Raw genomic sequence first — 16,048 nt, forward strand, 5'->3', positions numbered from 1 at the left:
ATGGCTTGAGCGCTGTCGTTAAACATCCGCCGCCTACTGATCACGGTCAATGTTTCAGTGATGCCGCTGATGCAACGTCACAGACTCTGCATCATCTTGCGCACGCCAGCGACATGTCGACGGCTGACGATCAGTGCGTCGTCGCCAAGGCCCCTGAGGAACAGCTGGAAATGCCCCAGGGGGGTGCGTTGCAGGCGTTCGATGCGTTCACGGGACACCAGGGCATTGCGGTGGATACGCACGAACCGGTTACCGAATTCGTCCTCCAGCGCCTTGAGTGGCTCGTCGAGCAGGACCTCGCCGGTCTCGTGACGCAGAGTCACGTACTTGTGGTCGGCGATAAAATAAACCACATCGTCCAGCGGGATCAGCTCAATACCTTTGCGGGTCCGCGCGCTGATATGACTGCGCGGACCATTGCCGCTCACGGCAGCCGGACGGGTCAGTGCCGCCAGTTGCACGCGATTGGGCCGCTCGGCCTTTTTCAAGGCTTCCTGCAGGTCTTCGGGGCGTACCGGTTTGACCAGATAGCCGACAGCACTGACCTGGAACGCGTCCAGGGCAAATTCATCGTGTGCGGTACAAAAAACCACGGCGGGCGGTGTTTCCCGCTCGCACAGTTTTGCCGCAACCTGCAGGCCATCGAGGCCCGGCATGCGGATGTCGAGTAAAACCACATCCGGCTTGAGGTTGTCGATCAGTGCCAAGGCTTCTTCGCCATTGGAAGCACTGGGTTCTAAGACCCGGTAGCCCTCGATTTTGCCGACCATACGTTCAAGTCGTTCGCGGGCTAGGGGTTCGTCATCAACGATCAGGACATTCATATTGCTCTGGCTTCCTGCGTGAGTCTCGCACAAGGATAGCGTAGACAGGTGAAGTGACGACCGTCACGGCGCTCCACGCTCAGACTCGCGTGAGGGCCAAAAAGTGCCGTAATACGAGCACCAATATTTACCAGGGCCTGTTGAGTACCGTTGGAAGTCTGCCGCGTGGCAACATCTTCATAGGGATTGCTTACACACAATACGAACTCTCCCCGCTCATAATCTGCCTGGACTCTCACCACGCCGCCCTCGACGCGCGGTGCGATGCCATAGATCAAAGCGTTTTCCAGTAGTGGCTGCAAGGTTAGCTGTGGAATCGGCAAGTCTTCCGGGATTGCACTCACCGCCCACTCCAACTGTAGACGCTCGCCAAGACGATATTGCTCAATCGATAAATATCGTTTCGCCAATTCCAGTTCATCACGCCACATCACCACGTTGCCGGGGCGGGCCAGGCTGGCGCGAAAAAGGTCCGAGAGATCAAGTACTGCCTGCTCGGCCTTGACCGGGTCACTGGCTACCAGGCTGGCGATGCTGTTGAGCGTGTTGAACAGAAAGTGCGGCTGGATCCGCGCCTGCAACGACTCGAGTCGGGCACGCAGCTCGGCCTGCTGCTGCTTGCGCCACTGACTCTGCAGATAAAAGTAGCGTAGCAAAAGCGCGGACATGATCAGGGCGATCAGGGCATAACGGATATAACGTTCGACGATACCCACCGCCGAAGCGGTGCCCGTCAGTTCGCAGATATCGGTCACCGCCGTGCACAGTATTGTTATCCCTACCACCAGCAGGCAGCACAACGTTCCGGCCACCCCGGTGGGCAGGCGTGCCAGCCAGGGCCGCAGGCCGCACAGCAGAGCGGCCGACAGCAATACGATCCACTGCACGAACAGCGATATCAGCGCCAGGCGCACCCAGTCAAAGTTCGGGTGCATGGGTTCGACCAGCACCAGGACCATGACCAGTAGCTCGGCCAAGACGACGAGCACCAGCAGCGCCTGGGGCAGGCACAGTTCAGGTATGAAAAATTCTTTGCCGGGGCTCGCGTCGGCTTTGAGCCAGTTGTTTTGCATGGGCCCAGTCTCGGCGCTGACGAGGACCTCGGCAAGCGGCCCGGGGATAAATAAACGACAACCCTGTTATTATCTGTAACGGCCCGAAACAAGCACGGGCACGTCACTATTTCCGCAGATCATTCGAGCGAATCCATGAGCACCGACAAGACCAACCAGTCCTGGGGCGGCCGCTTCAGTGAACCCGTCGACGCCTTCGTCGCGCGCTTCACGGCCTCCGTCACTTTCGACCAGCGCCTTTACCGCCACGACATCATGGGTTCCATTGCCCATGCGACCATGCTCGCCCACGTCGGCGTGCTGACCGATGCCGAGCGCGACACCATCATCGACGGCCTGAAGACCATTCAGACCGAGATCGAGGCCGGTACTTTCGAATGGCGCGTCGACCTGGAAGACGTGCACATGAATATCGAAGCCCGTCTGACCGACCGCATCGGCGTCACCGGCAAGAAGCTGCACACCGGCCGTAGCCGTAACGACCAGGTGGCGACCGATATCCGCCTGTGGCTGCGGGATGAAATCGACCTGATCCTGGCCGAAGTCAACCGACTGCAACAAGGCCTGCTGGGCCTGGCCGAACGTGAAGCCGAGACCATCATGCCGGGTTTCACGCACCTGCAGACCGCTCAGCCAGTGACCTTCGGCCACCATATGCTGGCCTGGTTCGAAATGCTCAGCCGAGACTACGAACGCCTGGTCGACTGCCGCAAGCGCCTGAACCGTATGCCGCTGGGCAGCGCGGCACTGGCGGGCACCACCTACCCGATTGATCGCGAACTGACTTGCAGGCTATTGGGTTTCGACGCTGTAGGCGGTAATTCCCTGGACGGCGTTTCTGATCGTGATTTCGCCATCGAATTCTGCTCGGCGGCCAGCGTGGCGATGATGCACCTGTCGCGCTTCTCCGAAGAGTTGGTGCTGTGGACCAGTGCGCAGTTCCGCTTTATCGATTTGCCTGACCGTTTCTGCACCGGCAGTTCGATCATGCCGCAGAAGAAAAATCCTGACGTCCCGGAGCTGGTGCGTGGCAAGACCGGCCGTGTCTTCGGTGCCCTGATGGGCCTGCTGACCCTGATGAAAGGCCAGCCTCTGGCCTATAACAAGGACAATCAGGAAGACAAGGAACCGCTGTTCGACGCCGCCGACACTCTACGTGACTCGCTGCGAGCCTTCGCCGACATGGTCCCGGCCATCGTGCCGAAACATGACGTGATGCGTGAAGCAGCCCTGCGCGGCTTCTCCACCGCGACCGACCTGGCGGACTACCTGGTACGCCGCGGCCTGCCGTTCCGTGATTGCCACGAAATTGTCGGCCATGCCGTGAAATACGGCGTGGACACCGGCAAGGATCTGGCGGAAATGAGTCTGGAAGAGCTGCGTAAATTCAGCGACCAGATCGAGCAGGACGTATTTGCCGTGCTGACTCTGGAAGGCTCGGTCAACGCCCGTAACCATATCGGCGGTACCGCTCCGGCTCAGGTCCGGGCGGCTGTTGGTCGTGGTCAGGCGTTGTTGGCTGCGCGCTGAGCCCTGGCAGCAATCATCAATATTGTGGGACCGGCTTCAGCCGGGAAGACGCCTTCCCGGCTGAAGCCGGTCCCACCGAGCTGCGTCGATTCGCGCAGCAAATCTTTTGAGAAGCATCCCCATGACCGACCCAATCGACAACGATGAAGAAGAATTCGCCGAAGCCACCCTGGTCCAGGCCATCGAAAACCAGATAGAAAGCGACAACCCGCCTGCCGCCAAGGCCACGTTCAACAAGCTGACCCTGGTGGGTTACGAGCGTGAAGAGATCCTTGAAATGATGGCTCACGTACTGGCGGTCGAGATTGACGGTCTGCTCGAGGAGGATCGCGCATTCAATACAGAATGGTACGAAAAGGCCCTGCGCGCCCTGCCAGAGCTGCCGCCAGAAGCTCAGTAAGATATCGGCTGCAAATAATCCAGACGATGGCTACACTCCAAAGGCCCCGCTGCCACAGGTTTTCACCGGGGTCGTCACGCCAAGCCAGCTTTAACGGTCATTCAGAACCGACGAGCACCCAACGCGTGCTCTCAAGCATTGGTTCCAGAACTGACCGCCCCGCTCGCGAGGCGTATTACTAGAAAAGTCTGGAGTACCTATGTCGTATACCCCTGAGTTGGTTGCCGAACTGGAAATTCTTGCACTGTTCAATCTGGGTAGTACCCATGAAGGCCTCAAGGTCCATCATGTGGCTGCTCCAACTGCCATCGCCGCCGCCCAACGACTCTTTGACAAGGGCCTGACGACCCAGGTCGATGGCGGCTACCTGACGAGTCTTGGAATCGAAGCCGCCGAGCACGCGCAGTCGCTGCTGACCATTCTTGACTTGAAAAAAGAAGCCGCCTGATTCGCATCGGGGGGGTACGCCGGGGCTCGCTTTGCAAAAAGTCATTGCGAGCCCTTAATCTTTGCCGGAACCGGCCGATAAAAAATTGGCGCCAGAATAATAATCAACGGAAGCACGTATTCAGCTTTCGACTGCTTGATCCTTGAATGCCACCTTTCGAGCCTCGCCAGCCGGTTTAAAGTTGCGATGACGCGTACCTCCGAGATTCGCCCTGACCTGGATGAGGGCATCGACCGCAAGGTTCTCAGCCAGCTTCGTAACCGTTTCCTGACGCTCAACGCCGGGCGGCTCAGCCGTGCCATGGATGGGCTATCGACCCGCCAGCAAGGTGTTCTGACCCTTCTGCCGTTGTTCTTCCACGTCAACCATCCGCTATTGCCCGGCTACGTGTCCGGCAGCACGCCTGCGGGGGTTTCGAGCTACGAGCCCGAGGCGCAGGTGCTGTCGGAGGCTCAGCGGCTGACACGCTCTTTCTCTTATAAGCCGCGGCGCGGCGCTCAGCCCGATCCGATCCACGGGATATTCCTGATGGGCAGCCTCGGCAGCCTGGCTCAGGCTGAACAGAGTGATATGGATGTCTGGATCTGTCATGAGCCGGGCCTGCCTCCTGAAGATATCGCCGAATTGCGCAGAAAATGCACGGCCCTGGAAACCTGGGCCGCGACCCAGGGTGCCGAGGTGCACTTTTTCCTGATCGACCCACAGCGCTTTGCCGTAGGCGATCGCGATGCCCAGCTAAGTTCCGAAGATTGTGGCACGACGCAGCACTATCTGTTGCTTGACGAGTTTTATCGCACCGCGATCTGGCTGGCCGGGCGCACGCCGCTGTGGTGGCTGGTGCCGGTCTACGAAGAGCCGCGCTATGCCGAATACACCCATACGCTGCTGTCCAAGCGCTTCATTCGTTCGGATGAGATCCTCGATCTGGGCAACATGGCTCATATCCCGCCGGGCGAGTACATCGGCGCAGGCCTCTGGCAGTTGTTCAAGGGCATCGAGTCGCCGTACAAATCGGTGCTCAAGCTCTTACTGACCGAGGTATACGCCAGTGAGCACCCCAAGGTGCAGTGCCTGAGCATGCGCTTCAAGCAGGCGGTGTTCGCCAATCGCCTGCACCTCGATGAGCTGGACCCCTACATGATGGTCTATCGGCGCATTGAGGAGTATCTGACCGAGCGCAATGAGCTAGAGCGCCTGGAGTTGGTGCGGCGCAGTCTCTATCTGAAGGTCAACAAGCGTCTTACTGGTCTGTCCCGTTCGCGCAGCACCAGTTGGCAGCGCGATCTGCTTGAGCGTCTGACCAGGGATTGGGGGTGGGACGAGCGCCACCTCATGCTGCTCGACAGCCGTAGTCAGTGGAAAGTCCGCCAGGTCACCCACGAGCGCCGGGCACTGGTTAACGAGCTGAACTACAGCTACCGCTTTCTGACCCAGTTCGCTCGCACCCAGCAGGTAGCCAGCTCGATCAATAAACGCGACCTCAATGTCTTGGGCCGACGTCTGTATGCCGCCTTTGAGCGCAAGGCGGGCAAGGTCGAGTTCATTAACCCCGGCATTGCCCCGGACATGGCCGAAGACACTCTGACCCTGGTGCAGTCGCCCAACAAGCGTGAGCCGGGCAAGAACCAGTGGGGTCTGTACAACGGCAGCCTCGGTGCCCACGAGTGGGAGCATTTTGCCCCGATCAAGCGCAGCCGCGAGTTACTGGAACTGCTGGCCTGGTGTCATCGCAACAGTGTGATCGACAGCAGCACCCGTCTGGCCCTGCATCCGGGCAGCAGCGATTTGACCGAGCTTGAGCTGTTCAACCTGCTCGGCGCCCTGCAGCAGGCGGTGGAACTGCCGTTGCCGGTGGTCAGTGAAGAACGCCTGCTCAGCCCTAGCGTGCCGGATCAGATCCTGCTACTGGTCAACGTTGGCGTCGATCCGCTCAAGCATCACCGAGAACTGAATATCCTCATGACCACCGAGCGTACCGACTCGCTGAGTTATGCCGGGGTGCGGGAAAATCTGGTCCTGACTCTGGACCAGATCACCCTCAACAGCTGGAACGAGACCCAGGTCAGCCGCTTCGATGGCGCCCACGCGCTGCTCGACTGCATGAAGGAACTGCTCAACAGTCTGCCCGAAGGCCAGCCGCAGCCGACCATTCGCGTGTGCTGTTTCTGCCACAACCGTGCGCCGGCCATTGCCCTGCGTGTCGAAGAGCTGATCAAGACGGCCCGGTTGCTATTGGCCCGACGTCTGAATCATCGCTACCTGATTCAGGTGCAGCAGCAGTATCACGTACTGGAAATGGTCCCCGGCCAGGTCAATCACGTTTCGCTGCCGGACTGGCCGAGCCTGATTGATTATCTGGGTAGCGAGCTGCCGACCTATAGCCCGTTGCACCTGGACCCGCAGGCACTGGACGACCACGACCTGACCCTGATCCTGCCTCACGGCCAGCCCGAGTGCATTCAGGTCTTCTACCGGGTCAACGAGCCCGACGCCGACCTCTACGTGCTCGACGAACACAACGCGCTGTGGCATCAGCGCCTGCCGTACCACGACGAGCAAAGCCTGCTCTTGCCGTTGCAGCGCTTCCTGCAGGCCCTGGTTTACCGGCGCGGGGCGATGCTGCCGCTGGAAAACCCCCAGGAGCCGATTTCCCTGGAAGCCCTGTACTACAAGATCCTGCCCTCCGGCCCGGGTCGCGCCCGTCGCATCGAGCCGCGTCCCGTGCCGACGGCAGCCGACAAGCCGTTCTACGACGTGCAGGCGATTGTCGAGGAAGCCTCGCCGGGGCAGATCAGCGTGACTCTGTACTGCAACGATCAGGAAGTCTCGGAGCTGGAATACGGCGATCAATTGTTTGACGTCGTGGCGCAACAGATTCTCGAACAGCGCCACGAACCCCAGCGCTACCGCTGCTACATCACCGACCTGGACCTGTCCGGGCTGCTCGGCGATACCCATGGGCAGAGCATTCTGTTCCTGCGTTACAAGGCGGATCTGGAGAAGTCGCTGAACGAGGCGATGGCGCGGGCGTGATCTGCTGTGTGGAATTAATGTGGGACCGGCTTTAGCCGGGAATACGCCTTCCCGGCTAAAGCCGGTCCCACAGGAAACCACATCTATTCAGATGAAGGGGTGTTTTCCCGGCGCACTTGCGCCTGGGCCTTGATCTGCCGCCTGCGCTCATCATCAGCCGAGCGCCATTCGCGGATGTCTTCCACATGGCGAAAGCAGCCCATGCAGACTTTCTGCTCGTCGAGTCGGCACAGGCTGATGCATGGCGACGACACGGCCGGGCTGACATTGCTGAACAGCGGCTTGGGCGGGCGCGGCGTCGGGGTCGTTGTGGGGGTGTCGCTCACTATCAGATCTCTTCGAAGTCCAGCTCGATACCGGCCTGTTCAAGGACGATACGCACCAACATTTCGCTAAGCAGCTCATCGCTGGTGTCACAGCTCCAGCGTTTCTCTTCTTCGTCGTAGTCGAAGTGGAAACCACCAGATTTGGCGGCCAGCCACAGTTGGCGCAGGGGTTCCTGGCGGCTGAAGATCAGCTGGGTGCCATTTTCGAACTTCACGGTCAGTACGCCAGACGAGTTTTCCAGGTCCAGATCGAGATCACTTTCATCGAAAATATCCTCCAGCTTTTCCTGGGTGGCATCGACCAGATCGTGGAAGCGGGCTTCGGTCAAACTCATTACGGGAACCTCGAAAAGTGTCTACTGATGGCACAGCGACGCAAGATACGGTCGCTTTCAGGCAAATGCAAAGGCTACCGGCCAGGACGCCAATATTCCGCATCTATGTCATAAATAGCCAATACTCGCGTCAAAGGCCCGCCGGACGGGAGGTTCGCCGCATAGGCAAGCCGACAGGTGGCCGGTATACTCGGGCGCAATTAATGCTTTCCAAAGGATTTCGCATGAAGCGCCTGATCTCTTCCGTTGCCGCGCTCCTCGCGGTCGCCTGTCTTGTTAGCGCCTGCGGCCAGAAAGGCCCGTTGTACATGCCTGATGGCGAGACATCGTCAGCCCAGCAAGGCAAATCGCAATCGCACAAGCACTCGACTTTGTAAGGACTAACATGGACGCCTTCAACTACCGCGACGGTGAATTGTTCGCGGAGGGAGTGGCATTGTCTGCCATTGCCGAGCGCTTCGGCACGCCGACTTACGTTTACTCCCGCGCCCACATCGAGGCGCAATACCGGGCCTACGCTGACGCGCTGGACGGCATGCCGCACCTGGTGTGCTTCGCGGTCAAGGCCAACTCCAACCTGGGCGTGCTCAATGTCCTGGCGCGTCTGGGCGCTGGTTTTGACATTGTTTCGCGTGGCGAGCTGGAGCGGGTACTGGCCGCCGGTGGTCAGGCTGACAAGATCGTGTTCTCCGGCGTCGGCAAGACCCGTGAAGACATGCGTCGCGCCCTGGAAGTCGGTGTGCACTGCTTCAACGTCGAGTCCACCGACGAGCTGGAGCGCCTGCAACTGGTTGCCGCCGAGCTGGGCGTTCGCGCGCCGGTCTCCCTGCGCGTCAACCCGGATGTCGATGCGGGCACTCACCCGTACATCTCCACCGGCCTCAAGGAAAACAAGTTCGGCATCGCCATCGCGGATGCCGAAGATGTGTATATCCGTGCCGCGCACCTGCAAAACCTGGAAGTGATCGGCGTCGATTGCCATATCGGCTCGCAGCTGACTACCCTGGAACCCTTCATCGATGCTCTGGATCGCCTGCTCGATCTGGTCGATCGCCTCGGTGATTGCGGTATCCACCTGCGTCATATCGACCTGGGTGGTGGTCTTGGCGTGCGTTATCGTGATGAAGAACCGCCGCTGGCCGACTCTTATATCAAGGCCGTACGTGCCCGTCTGGAAGGCCGCGACCTGGGCCTGATGTTCGAGCCGGGGCGTTTTATCGTCGCCAACGCCGGTGTCCTGCTGACGCAGATCGAATACCTCAAGCACACCGAACACAAGGATTTCGCCATCGTCGATGCGGCCATGAACGACCTGATCCGCCCGGCGCTGTACCAGGCCTGGATGGACGTTAAGGCCGTTCGCCCGCGTGATGGCGAGACCCGCAACTACGACATCGTTGGCCCGATTTGCGAGACCGGCGACTTCCTGGCCAAAAGCCGTGACCTGAGCCTTGCCGAAGGCGACCTGCTGACCGTGCATTCGGCCGGCGCCTACGGTTTCGTCATGAGCTCCAACTACAACACCCGCGGCCGTGCCGCCGAGGTGCTGGTAGATGGCGACCAGGCATTCGAAATCCGCCGCCGCGAAACCGTGGCCGAGCTGTATGCCGGCGAAAGCCTGCTGCCGGAGTGACCCATGCTGCTGCGTTTTACCAAGATGCACGGCCTGGGCAACGACTTCATGGTCCTCGACCTTGTCAGTCAGCACGCGCATATTCTGCCCAAGCACGCCAAGCAATGGGGTGACCGGCATACCGGTGTCGGCTTCGACCAGTTATTGCTGGTCGAGGCACCGAACAACCCTGAGGTGGACTTCCGCTACCGGATCTTCAACTCCGACGGTTCCGAGGTCGAGCAGTGCGGCAACGGCGCGCGCTGCTTCGCCCGTTTCGTGCTGGACAAGCGTCTGACCGCCAAGCGGCAGATTCGCGTCGAGACCAAGAGCGGCATCATCGAGCTGGATATCCGCAACGACGGCCAGATCAGCGTCGACATGGGCCAGCCGCGCCTGGTGCCGGAAGAAATTCCGTTCCAGGCCAGCGAACAGGCGCTGAACTACAGCGTCGATGTCGAGGGCCAGACGGTCGAGCTGTTCGCTGTATCCATGGGCAACCCCCATGCGGTGCTGCGCGTCGACGATATCAACGGCGCCCCGGTGCATACGCTCGGGCCGAAGATCGAAAACCATCCGCGCTTCCCGGCACGGGTCAATGTCGGTTTTCTCCATGTGGTGGATCGTCAGCGCGCACAATTGCGCGTCTGGGAGCGCGGCGCCGGGGAAACCCAGGCGTGCGGAACCGGCGCCTGCGCAGCTGCAGTGGCGGCCATCAGCCAGGGCTGGATGGATTCACCGCTGCTGATCGATCTGCCGGGCGGCAGACTGTCCATCGAATGGGCAGGTCCTGGCCAACCGGTGGTGATGACCGGCCCCGCTGTACGGGTTTACGAAGGCCAAGTTCGTCTATGAGTGAGCATATCCAATGACTGATCAGCCTCAGACTTCAACCGAAAAGCCCAGCGAATCGCCTGTCGATACCGCAACGCCCAACCTTGAAGCAGAGGCAGTCATTGCTTACCTGCTCCAGCATCCGGGCTTCTTTGCCGAGCACGACGAACTCCTGGTCTCGATGCGCATTCCGCACCAGCGTGGCGATACCGTCTCGCTGGTCGAGCGCCAGCTCAAGCTGCTGCGCGAACGCAATATCGAGATGCGCCATCGTCTGTCGCAACTGATGGATGTGGCCCGGGACAATGATCGGCTGTTCGACAAGACCCGGCGTCTGAATCTGGCGTTGATGGACGCCGTCAGCCTGGACGAAATCGTCATCGCCGTGGAAGACAGCCTGCGCCAGGAATTCATGGTGCCGTTTGTCAGCCTGATCCTGTTCAGCGACAGCGCCATGCCGGTGGGTCGTTGGGTCAGCAGTGCCGAGGCGCAGAAGGCCATTGGCGGCCTGATGGGCGAAAAAACCGTCTGCGGCACCTTCCGTGAACACGAGCTGGCCTTTCTGTTCGGTGCCGAGCAGAGCAAGGAAGTCGGCTCCGCAGCCATCGTTACCCTGAACCATCTCGGCCTGCACGGCGTGCTGGCCATCGGCAGCCGTGATCCGCAGCACTATAAGAGCTCAGTGGGCACGCTGTTCCTCAACTACATCGCCGACGTCCTGAGCCGCCTGCTGCCGCGCTTTACCCACGCCCTGCGTTCGGTCCGCTAGCGATGGAACGACAACTGGAGGCTTACTGCACACACCTGCGCAGTGAGCGCCAAGTGTCGCCCCATACCCTGGACGCCTATCGTCGCGATCTGAGCAAGGTCCTGGCGTTTTGCGAGAAAGAGCGCATCGCCAGCTGGGTCGCGCTGGATACGGCGCGCCTGCGCAGTCTGGTGGCCCGTCAGCATCAGAAGGGCCAGTCATCCCCCAGTTTGGCCCGGCTACTGTCGGCGGTGCGCGGTTTCTATCGATACCTCAACCGCGAAGGCCTGTGCGAGCATGATCCGGCCAATGGCCTGTCACCGCCCAAGGGCGAACGCCGCCTGCCCAAGACTCTCGACACCGATCGCGCCCTGCAATTGCTGGATGGCGCCATCGAGGACGATTTTCTCGCCCATCGCGATCAGGCGATTCTTGAACTGTTCTATTCTTCCGGCTTGCGCCTGTCCGAACTCACCGGGCTGAATCTCGATCAGCTGGATCTGAGTGACGGTCTGGTGCAGGTGTTGGGCAAGGGCAGCAAGACTCGCGTGCTGCCCGTGGGGCGCAAGGCCCGTGAGGCGTTGCAGTCTTGGCTGTCGTTTCGTAGCCAGGCCAACCCTCAGGATGACGCAGTATTTATCAGCCAGCAGGGTCGTCGCCTCGGTCCGCGGACCATTCAGGTGCGCATCAAGGCCGCAGGTGTGCGTGAGCTGGGGCAGAACCTGCACCCGCACATGCTGCGCCACTCCTTTGCCAGCCACCTGCTGGAGTCCTCTCAGGACTTGCGCGCGGTACAGGAACTGCTCGGCCACGCCGATATCAAGACCACGCAGATCTATACGCACCTGGATTTCCAGCATCTGGCCACGGTGTACGACAGCGCCCATCCTCGGGCCAAACGCAAAGGTTCTTCCGACAATGAGCATTAAGCTGGTTACGTTCGATCTGGATGACACGTTATGGGACACCGCCCCGGCCATCGTCAGTGCCGAAGCCGGCCTGCGTGACTGGCTGGCCGAGAACGCGCCCAAGCTGGGGCCGGTGCCGGTGGAACACCTGTGGGAGATCCGCGAGCGTCTGGTTGAAGAGGATCCGTCGTATCGCCACCGCATCAGCGCTCTGCGCCGCCGCGTGCTGTTCCATGCTCTGGAAGACGCCGGCTACCCGAACGAGCAGGCGTTCGAGCTTGCAGGGCAGAGCTTCGAGGTGTTTCTGCATGGGCGGCATCAGGTGGAAATATTCCCCGAGGTGGTGCCGACCCTGGAACTCCTCTCCCAGCGCTACACCCTGGGCGTGATCACCAACGGCAACGCCGACGTGCGCCGCCTGGGTCTGGCGGATTACTTTGCCTTCGCCCTGTGTGCCGAAGATCTGGGCATCGGCAAGCCCGACCCGGCACCGTTCGTGGAGGCGCTCAAACGCGGCCAGGTCGAGGCCAGTGCAGCCGTACACATCGGCGACCACCCCAGCGACGACGTCGCCGGTGCGCAACGGGCCGGCATGCGCGCCATCTGGTACAACCCGGGTGGCAAGGTCTGGGAAGGCGATAAGCCGCCGGATGCGGAGATCAGAAGGTTGACCGACTTGTCCGAGGTGCTGGCGCGCTGGGCCTGATTGCTTTCCTTCTTTAACGCCAGCGTCGACCGCGAGGCATTTGTGAGGTTGTAGGAGCGGTTTTTAGCCGTGAGAGCGCCCTCCCGGCTAAAGCCGGTCCTACATAGGTCCGATACCTGCCATTCAACAGGCAAAAAAAAGCCCGCAGCGACAGCGGGCTTTTTTTCATGCAGCGGCCAGCCCCTTAGATAGGGCGGCTGCCGTATTTGTTGTCAGGCTTCTTGGGCGGGTCGGCGACCACATTGGCCTCCACTTCCTGCACCTTGCCGCCACGGGCAAGAAACTCTTCCATGGCGCGGGCCAGAGCATCACGCTCTTTGTTCTTGGCCTCGACGCTAGGCAGTTCGTCCACCGAGACAGCGGCCTTGGCCTTGCCTTTGGTGGGAGTCGCCGAGACTTCTACGCTGTCGTCGACTTCCGTGCCATCGTCTTCGGGAGCAGCTGCAAGCTCCTCACCGTCCTCTTCACCTTCCAGATCATCAACCAGATCGTCGTTGTCGTCGTCGCTCATGTTCTACCTCATGACTTGCGAAAGCAGATTAGTTATAGCCCAGCTGCGTCCAATTTCGAACACAGCCGGAAAAAATTCAACAACCGCCATTACCCGGCGGTCATGCACCCTCGCCCTGCAAAGTGGCGAGGACGCTGCGAGCACCACCGGCATCACGGTGTTCGCCAAGATAAACGCCTTGCCATGTACCCACTGCCAATCGCCCTGCCGTAACCGGCAACAGTAACTGGCAGCCTAGCAAACTGGCCTTGAAATGCGCCGGCAAGTCGTCCGGTCCTTCGTCGTCATGTTCATAACCCGCGATACCCTGAGGCACCAGGCGGTTGAAGAAACGTTCAAAGTCACGGCGTACCGCCGGGTCGGCATTTTCGTTGATGGTCAACGAAGCCGAAGTATGTTGCAGCCACAAATGCAGTAGCCCGACACGACATTCACGCAGCTGCGGCAGGCCTGCGAGGATCTCGTCGGTCACCAGATGAAACCCTCGGGGCCTGGCCCGCAGGGTGATTCTGGTTTGTTGCCACATACCGTTCTCCGCATGCTCGGCGCGCATTCTAACGCGCCTGAAGAAAAAACAAAGAGCGCAATAAACCGGCTTTTCAACAAGTTAGCCAAAGGTCTGACGGGCAAGCGGCCAGTACGCATCGACAATGCTGAAATCATCGGCGAAAAAACTGCTTCGGCGCAATAACGCTTGTGCTCCAACTTGTCTGATTGACAAACACCAGACAAAAAAATGCCCGGTAAACCGGGCATTTTTTTTGCGATGGCTTACAGGTTGTAGCCACGCTCGTTGTGTTGCGCAAGGTCGAGGCCGACAGCTTCTTCCTCTTCGGTGACACGCAGGCCCATGACCGCGTCCAGCACCTTGAGGATGATGAAGGTCACGATCGCGGTGTAGATGATCGTGAAGCCTACGCCTTTGCACTGGATCCAGACTTGAGCTGCGATGTCAGTCACGGTGCCGAAGCCGCCCAGCGAAGGGGCTGCGAAGACGCCGGTCAGGATCGCGCCGAGGATACCGCCGATACCGTGCACGCCGAAGGCGTCCAGGGAGTCGTCGTAGCCCAGTTTGCGTTTCAGGCTGGTAGCGCAGAAGAAGCAGACCACGCCTGCGGCCAGACCGATGATCAGCGAGCCCATTGGGCCGACAGTACCGGCAGCCGGTGTGATGGCAACCAGCCCAGCAACCACACCCGAGGCAATGCCCAGAGCGCTTGGCTTACCGTGGGTCAGCCATTCGGCGAACATCCAGCCCAGTGCAGCTGCGCCAGTGGCGATCTGGGTAACCAGCATGGCCATGCCTGCAGTGCCGTTGGAAGCAGCAGCGGAACCGGCGTTGAAGCCGAACCAGCCTACCCACAGCATCGCTGCGCCGACCAGGGTGTAACCCAGGTTGTGCGGAGCCATCGGGGTGGTCGGGAAGCCTTTACGCTTGCCCAGTACCAGGCAGGCCACCAGGCCAGCAACACCGGCGTTGATGTGCACCACGGTGCCGCCAGCGAAGTCCAGTACGCCCCAGTCACCGAGCAGCGAACCAGGACCGCTCCAGACCATGTGCGCGATTGGCGCATAGACCAGGGTGAACCAGATGCCCATGAACACCAGCATTGCGGAGAACTTCATGCGCTCAGCGAACGCACCGACGATCAGCGCCGGGGTGATGATCGCAAAGGTCATCTGGAAGGTCACGAACACGGCTTCAGGGAACAGCGCGGCCGGGCCAGTGATGCTGGCAGGGGTGATACCCGCCAGGAACGCCTTGGCCAGGCTACCGAAGAAGGAGTTGAAGTTGACAACGTTCGCTTCCATGCCGGTTGTGTCGAACGCGATGCTGTAGCCGTAGATGACCCACAGGATGCTGATCAGACCGGTAATGGCGAAGCACTGCATCATCACGGAAAGAATGTTTTTCGAGCGCACCATGCCGCCGTAGAACAGCGCGAGGCCCGGAATGGTCATAAACAGAACCAGCGCAGTCGACGTCATCATCCAGGCGGTATCGCCGGAGTTGAGGACAGGTGCTGGTACCGGGTCAGCCGCCAGGGCCAGACCAGGTATTACAAGGGACAACAGGGCTCCTAGCCCTGCGAATTGACGCAGAGTCATATTGTTTCTCCTGGGGCGTTGGGGTTTGGCGGCTTAGATTGCGTCGGTATCGGTTTCGCCGGTACGGATGCGAATAGCCTGTTCCAGATTAACCACGAAGATCTTGCCGTCACCGATCTTGCCGGTGTTGGCTGCTTTTGTTATCGCCTCGATAACGCGATCCAGATCCTTGTCGTCAATGGCAACATCGATCTTCACCTTAGGAAGGAAGTCGACTACATATTCCGCACCGCGATACAGCTCGGTGTGGCCCTTCTGACGACCGAAGCCTTTGACTTCAGTAACGGTGATGCCCTGCACGCCGATCTCGGACAGCGACTCGCGCACGTCGTCCAGTTTGAACGGCTTGATGATTGCAGTGACTAGCTTCATGAAACTTTCTCCCGAATTGGTGGACTTGCCCCAGGAAAACAAACCCGTCTCAAGTCTAAGCGCAGTACCTGGCTTTGTAACGTGTCGGTCACCCGTTCAGGCCCGACCAACCCCAGAAAACCGCTTCTGACGAAACACATCCCCGCTCCGCCTGCCGCACTGCATTCGTCACAGCGACTGCATCAGTGCATGGGTCATTAGCCCTTAAGCAGAAACCTTGCCATCTCGTGAATTTTCATTGAATTCAGGGTGTTGACCCTGATCCAGGCAGTAAAACAC

The 16,048-nt window shown here is 60.0% G+C and carries 19 protein-coding genes; 11 read left to right on the forward strand and 8 right to left on the reverse strand.

Translation table 11 applies throughout. From position 1 onward, the window contains the following. Positions 1-77: 77 nt before the first annotated feature. Both AC1Z24_RS00740 and AC1Z24_RS00745 read right to left on the reverse strand, forming a co-directional pair. Positions 78-824, reverse strand: coding sequence for a LytR/AlgR family response regulator transcription factor (locus AC1Z24_RS00740; RefSeq protein ID WP_483744192.1), 747 nt, complete (start codon positions 822-824; stop codon positions 78-80). Then, the gene (locus tag AC1Z24_RS00745; RefSeq protein WP_483744193.1) at positions 821-1,897 is read right to left on the reverse strand and encodes a sensor histidine kinase; all 1,077 of its coding nucleotides are present in this window, start codon (positions 1,895-1,897) and stop codon (positions 821-823) included. Before AC1Z24_RS00745 ends, AC1Z24_RS00740 begins: the two co-directional genes overlap by 4 nt. 135 nt (positions 1,898-2,032) lie before the next feature. On the opposite strand from AC1Z24_RS00745, the gene argH reads away from it, so the two are divergent. From argH to AC1Z24_RS00765, 4 genes are all read left to right on the forward strand, one after another. Beyond that, entirely contained in the window at positions 2,033-3,427 is a 1,395-nt protein-coding gene (argH, locus tag AC1Z24_RS00750) for an argininosuccinate lyase (protein WP_483744194.1), read from the forward strand. 121 nt (positions 3,428-3,548) lie between these two features. Next, positions 3,549-3,827, forward strand: a complete 279-nt coding sequence (locus AC1Z24_RS00755; protein WP_259101278.1) for a hypothetical protein — start codon at positions 3,549-3,551, stop codon at positions 3,825-3,827. Between the two features lie 199 nt (positions 3,828-4,026). Further along, positions 4,027-4,275 carry a TIGR02647 family protein gene (locus tag AC1Z24_RS00760; protein ID WP_259101280.1) on the forward strand — a complete coding sequence of 83 codons (249 nt, stop codon included), beginning with the start codon at positions 4,027-4,029 and terminating at the stop codon, positions 4,273-4,275. 186 nt (positions 4,276-4,461) lie between these two features. Beyond that, positions 4,462-7,308: a class I adenylate cyclase gene (locus AC1Z24_RS00765; RefSeq protein WP_483744195.1), complete on the forward strand. Its 2,847-nt coding sequence runs from the start codon at positions 4,462-4,464 to the stop codon at positions 7,306-7,308. 83 nt (positions 7,309-7,391) lie between these two features. Here the strand turns inward: AC1Z24_RS00765 and AC1Z24_RS00770 are convergent, their stop codons facing one another. Both AC1Z24_RS00770 and cyaY read right to left on the reverse strand, forming a co-directional pair. After that, complete coding sequence (locus tag AC1Z24_RS00770; protein ID WP_483746496.1) at positions 7,392-7,637, reverse strand: DUF1289 domain-containing protein; 246 nt, start codon at positions 7,635-7,637, stop codon at positions 7,392-7,394. Beyond that, positions 7,637-7,969 (reverse strand): iron donor protein CyaY, encoded by a 333-nt coding sequence (gene cyaY / locus AC1Z24_RS00775; RefSeq protein WP_483744196.1) that lies wholly within the window; start codon positions 7,967-7,969, stop codon positions 7,637-7,639. The genes AC1Z24_RS00770 and cyaY overlap by 1 nt, the downstream gene beginning before the upstream one ends. 224 nt (positions 7,970-8,193) lie before the next feature. Here cyaY and lptM point away from each other — a divergent pair, with 224 nt between their 5' ends. Genes lptM through AC1Z24_RS00805 form a run of 6 tightly spaced genes read left to right on the forward strand, consistent with a single transcriptional unit; the run spans position 8,194 to position 12,777 of the window. Beyond that, positions 8,194-8,346, forward strand: coding sequence for an LPS translocon maturation chaperone LptM (lptM, locus tag AC1Z24_RS00780; RefSeq protein WP_259101289.1), 153 nt, complete (start codon positions 8,194-8,196; stop codon positions 8,344-8,346). A gap of 8 nt (positions 8,347-8,354) precedes the next feature. Beyond that, positions 8,355-9,602, forward strand: a complete 1,248-nt coding sequence (gene lysA, locus AC1Z24_RS00785) for a diaminopimelate decarboxylase (protein WP_483744197.1) — start codon at positions 8,355-8,357, stop codon at positions 9,600-9,602. 3 nt (positions 9,603-9,605) lie between these two features. After that, positions 9,606-10,436, forward strand: coding sequence for a diaminopimelate epimerase (gene dapF / locus AC1Z24_RS00790; protein ID WP_483744198.1), 831 nt, complete (start codon positions 9,606-9,608; stop codon positions 10,434-10,436). 13 nt (positions 10,437-10,449) lie between these two features. Beyond that, complete coding sequence (locus tag AC1Z24_RS00795; RefSeq protein WP_483744199.1) at positions 10,450-11,184, forward strand: DUF484 family protein; 735 nt, start codon at positions 10,450-10,452, stop codon at positions 11,182-11,184. Between the two features lie 2 nt (positions 11,185-11,186). Continuing rightward, positions 11,187-12,092 (forward strand): tyrosine recombinase XerC, encoded by a 906-nt coding sequence (xerC, locus tag AC1Z24_RS00800; protein WP_483744200.1) that lies wholly within the window; start codon positions 11,187-11,189, stop codon positions 12,090-12,092. Next, positions 12,082-12,777, forward strand: coding sequence for an HAD family hydrolase (locus AC1Z24_RS00805; protein ID WP_483744201.1), 696 nt, complete (start codon positions 12,082-12,084; stop codon positions 12,775-12,777). Before xerC ends, AC1Z24_RS00805 begins: the two co-directional genes overlap by 11 nt. 184 nt (positions 12,778-12,961) lie before the next feature. Here the strand turns inward: AC1Z24_RS00805 and sutA are convergent, their stop codons facing one another. Continuing rightward, positions 12,962-13,288, reverse strand: a complete 327-nt coding sequence (sutA, locus tag AC1Z24_RS00810; RefSeq protein WP_259101300.1) for a transcriptional regulator SutA — start codon at positions 13,286-13,288, stop codon at positions 12,962-12,964. A gap of 100 nt (positions 13,289-13,388) precedes the next feature. After that, positions 13,389-13,814, reverse strand: coding sequence for a secondary thiamine-phosphate synthase enzyme YjbQ (locus AC1Z24_RS00815; RefSeq protein ID WP_483744202.1), 426 nt, complete (start codon positions 13,812-13,814; stop codon positions 13,389-13,391). On the opposite strand from AC1Z24_RS00815, the gene AC1Z24_RS00820 reads away from it, so the two are divergent. Then, the gene (locus AC1Z24_RS00820) at positions 13,803-13,979 is read left to right on the forward strand and encodes a hypothetical protein (protein WP_483744203.1); all 177 of its coding nucleotides are present in this window, start codon (positions 13,803-13,805) and stop codon (positions 13,977-13,979) included. The genes AC1Z24_RS00815 and AC1Z24_RS00820 overlap by 12 nt on opposite strands. Before the next feature lie 80 nt (positions 13,980-14,059). Here the strand turns inward: AC1Z24_RS00820 and AC1Z24_RS00825 are convergent, their stop codons facing one another. Both AC1Z24_RS00825 and glnK read right to left on the reverse strand, forming a co-directional pair. After that, positions 14,060-15,397 (reverse strand): ammonium transporter, encoded by a 1,338-nt coding sequence (locus tag AC1Z24_RS00825; RefSeq protein WP_259101306.1) that lies wholly within the window; start codon positions 15,395-15,397, stop codon positions 14,060-14,062. A 33-nt stretch (positions 15,398-15,430) separates the two neighbouring features. Beyond that, positions 15,431-15,769, reverse strand: coding sequence for a P-II family nitrogen regulator (glnK, locus tag AC1Z24_RS00830; protein ID WP_002555808.1), 339 nt, complete (start codon positions 15,767-15,769; stop codon positions 15,431-15,433). Between the last annotated feature and the right edge of the window lie 279 nt (positions 15,770-16,048).

This window comes from Pseudomonas sp. JL23 (assembly GCF_056933585.1).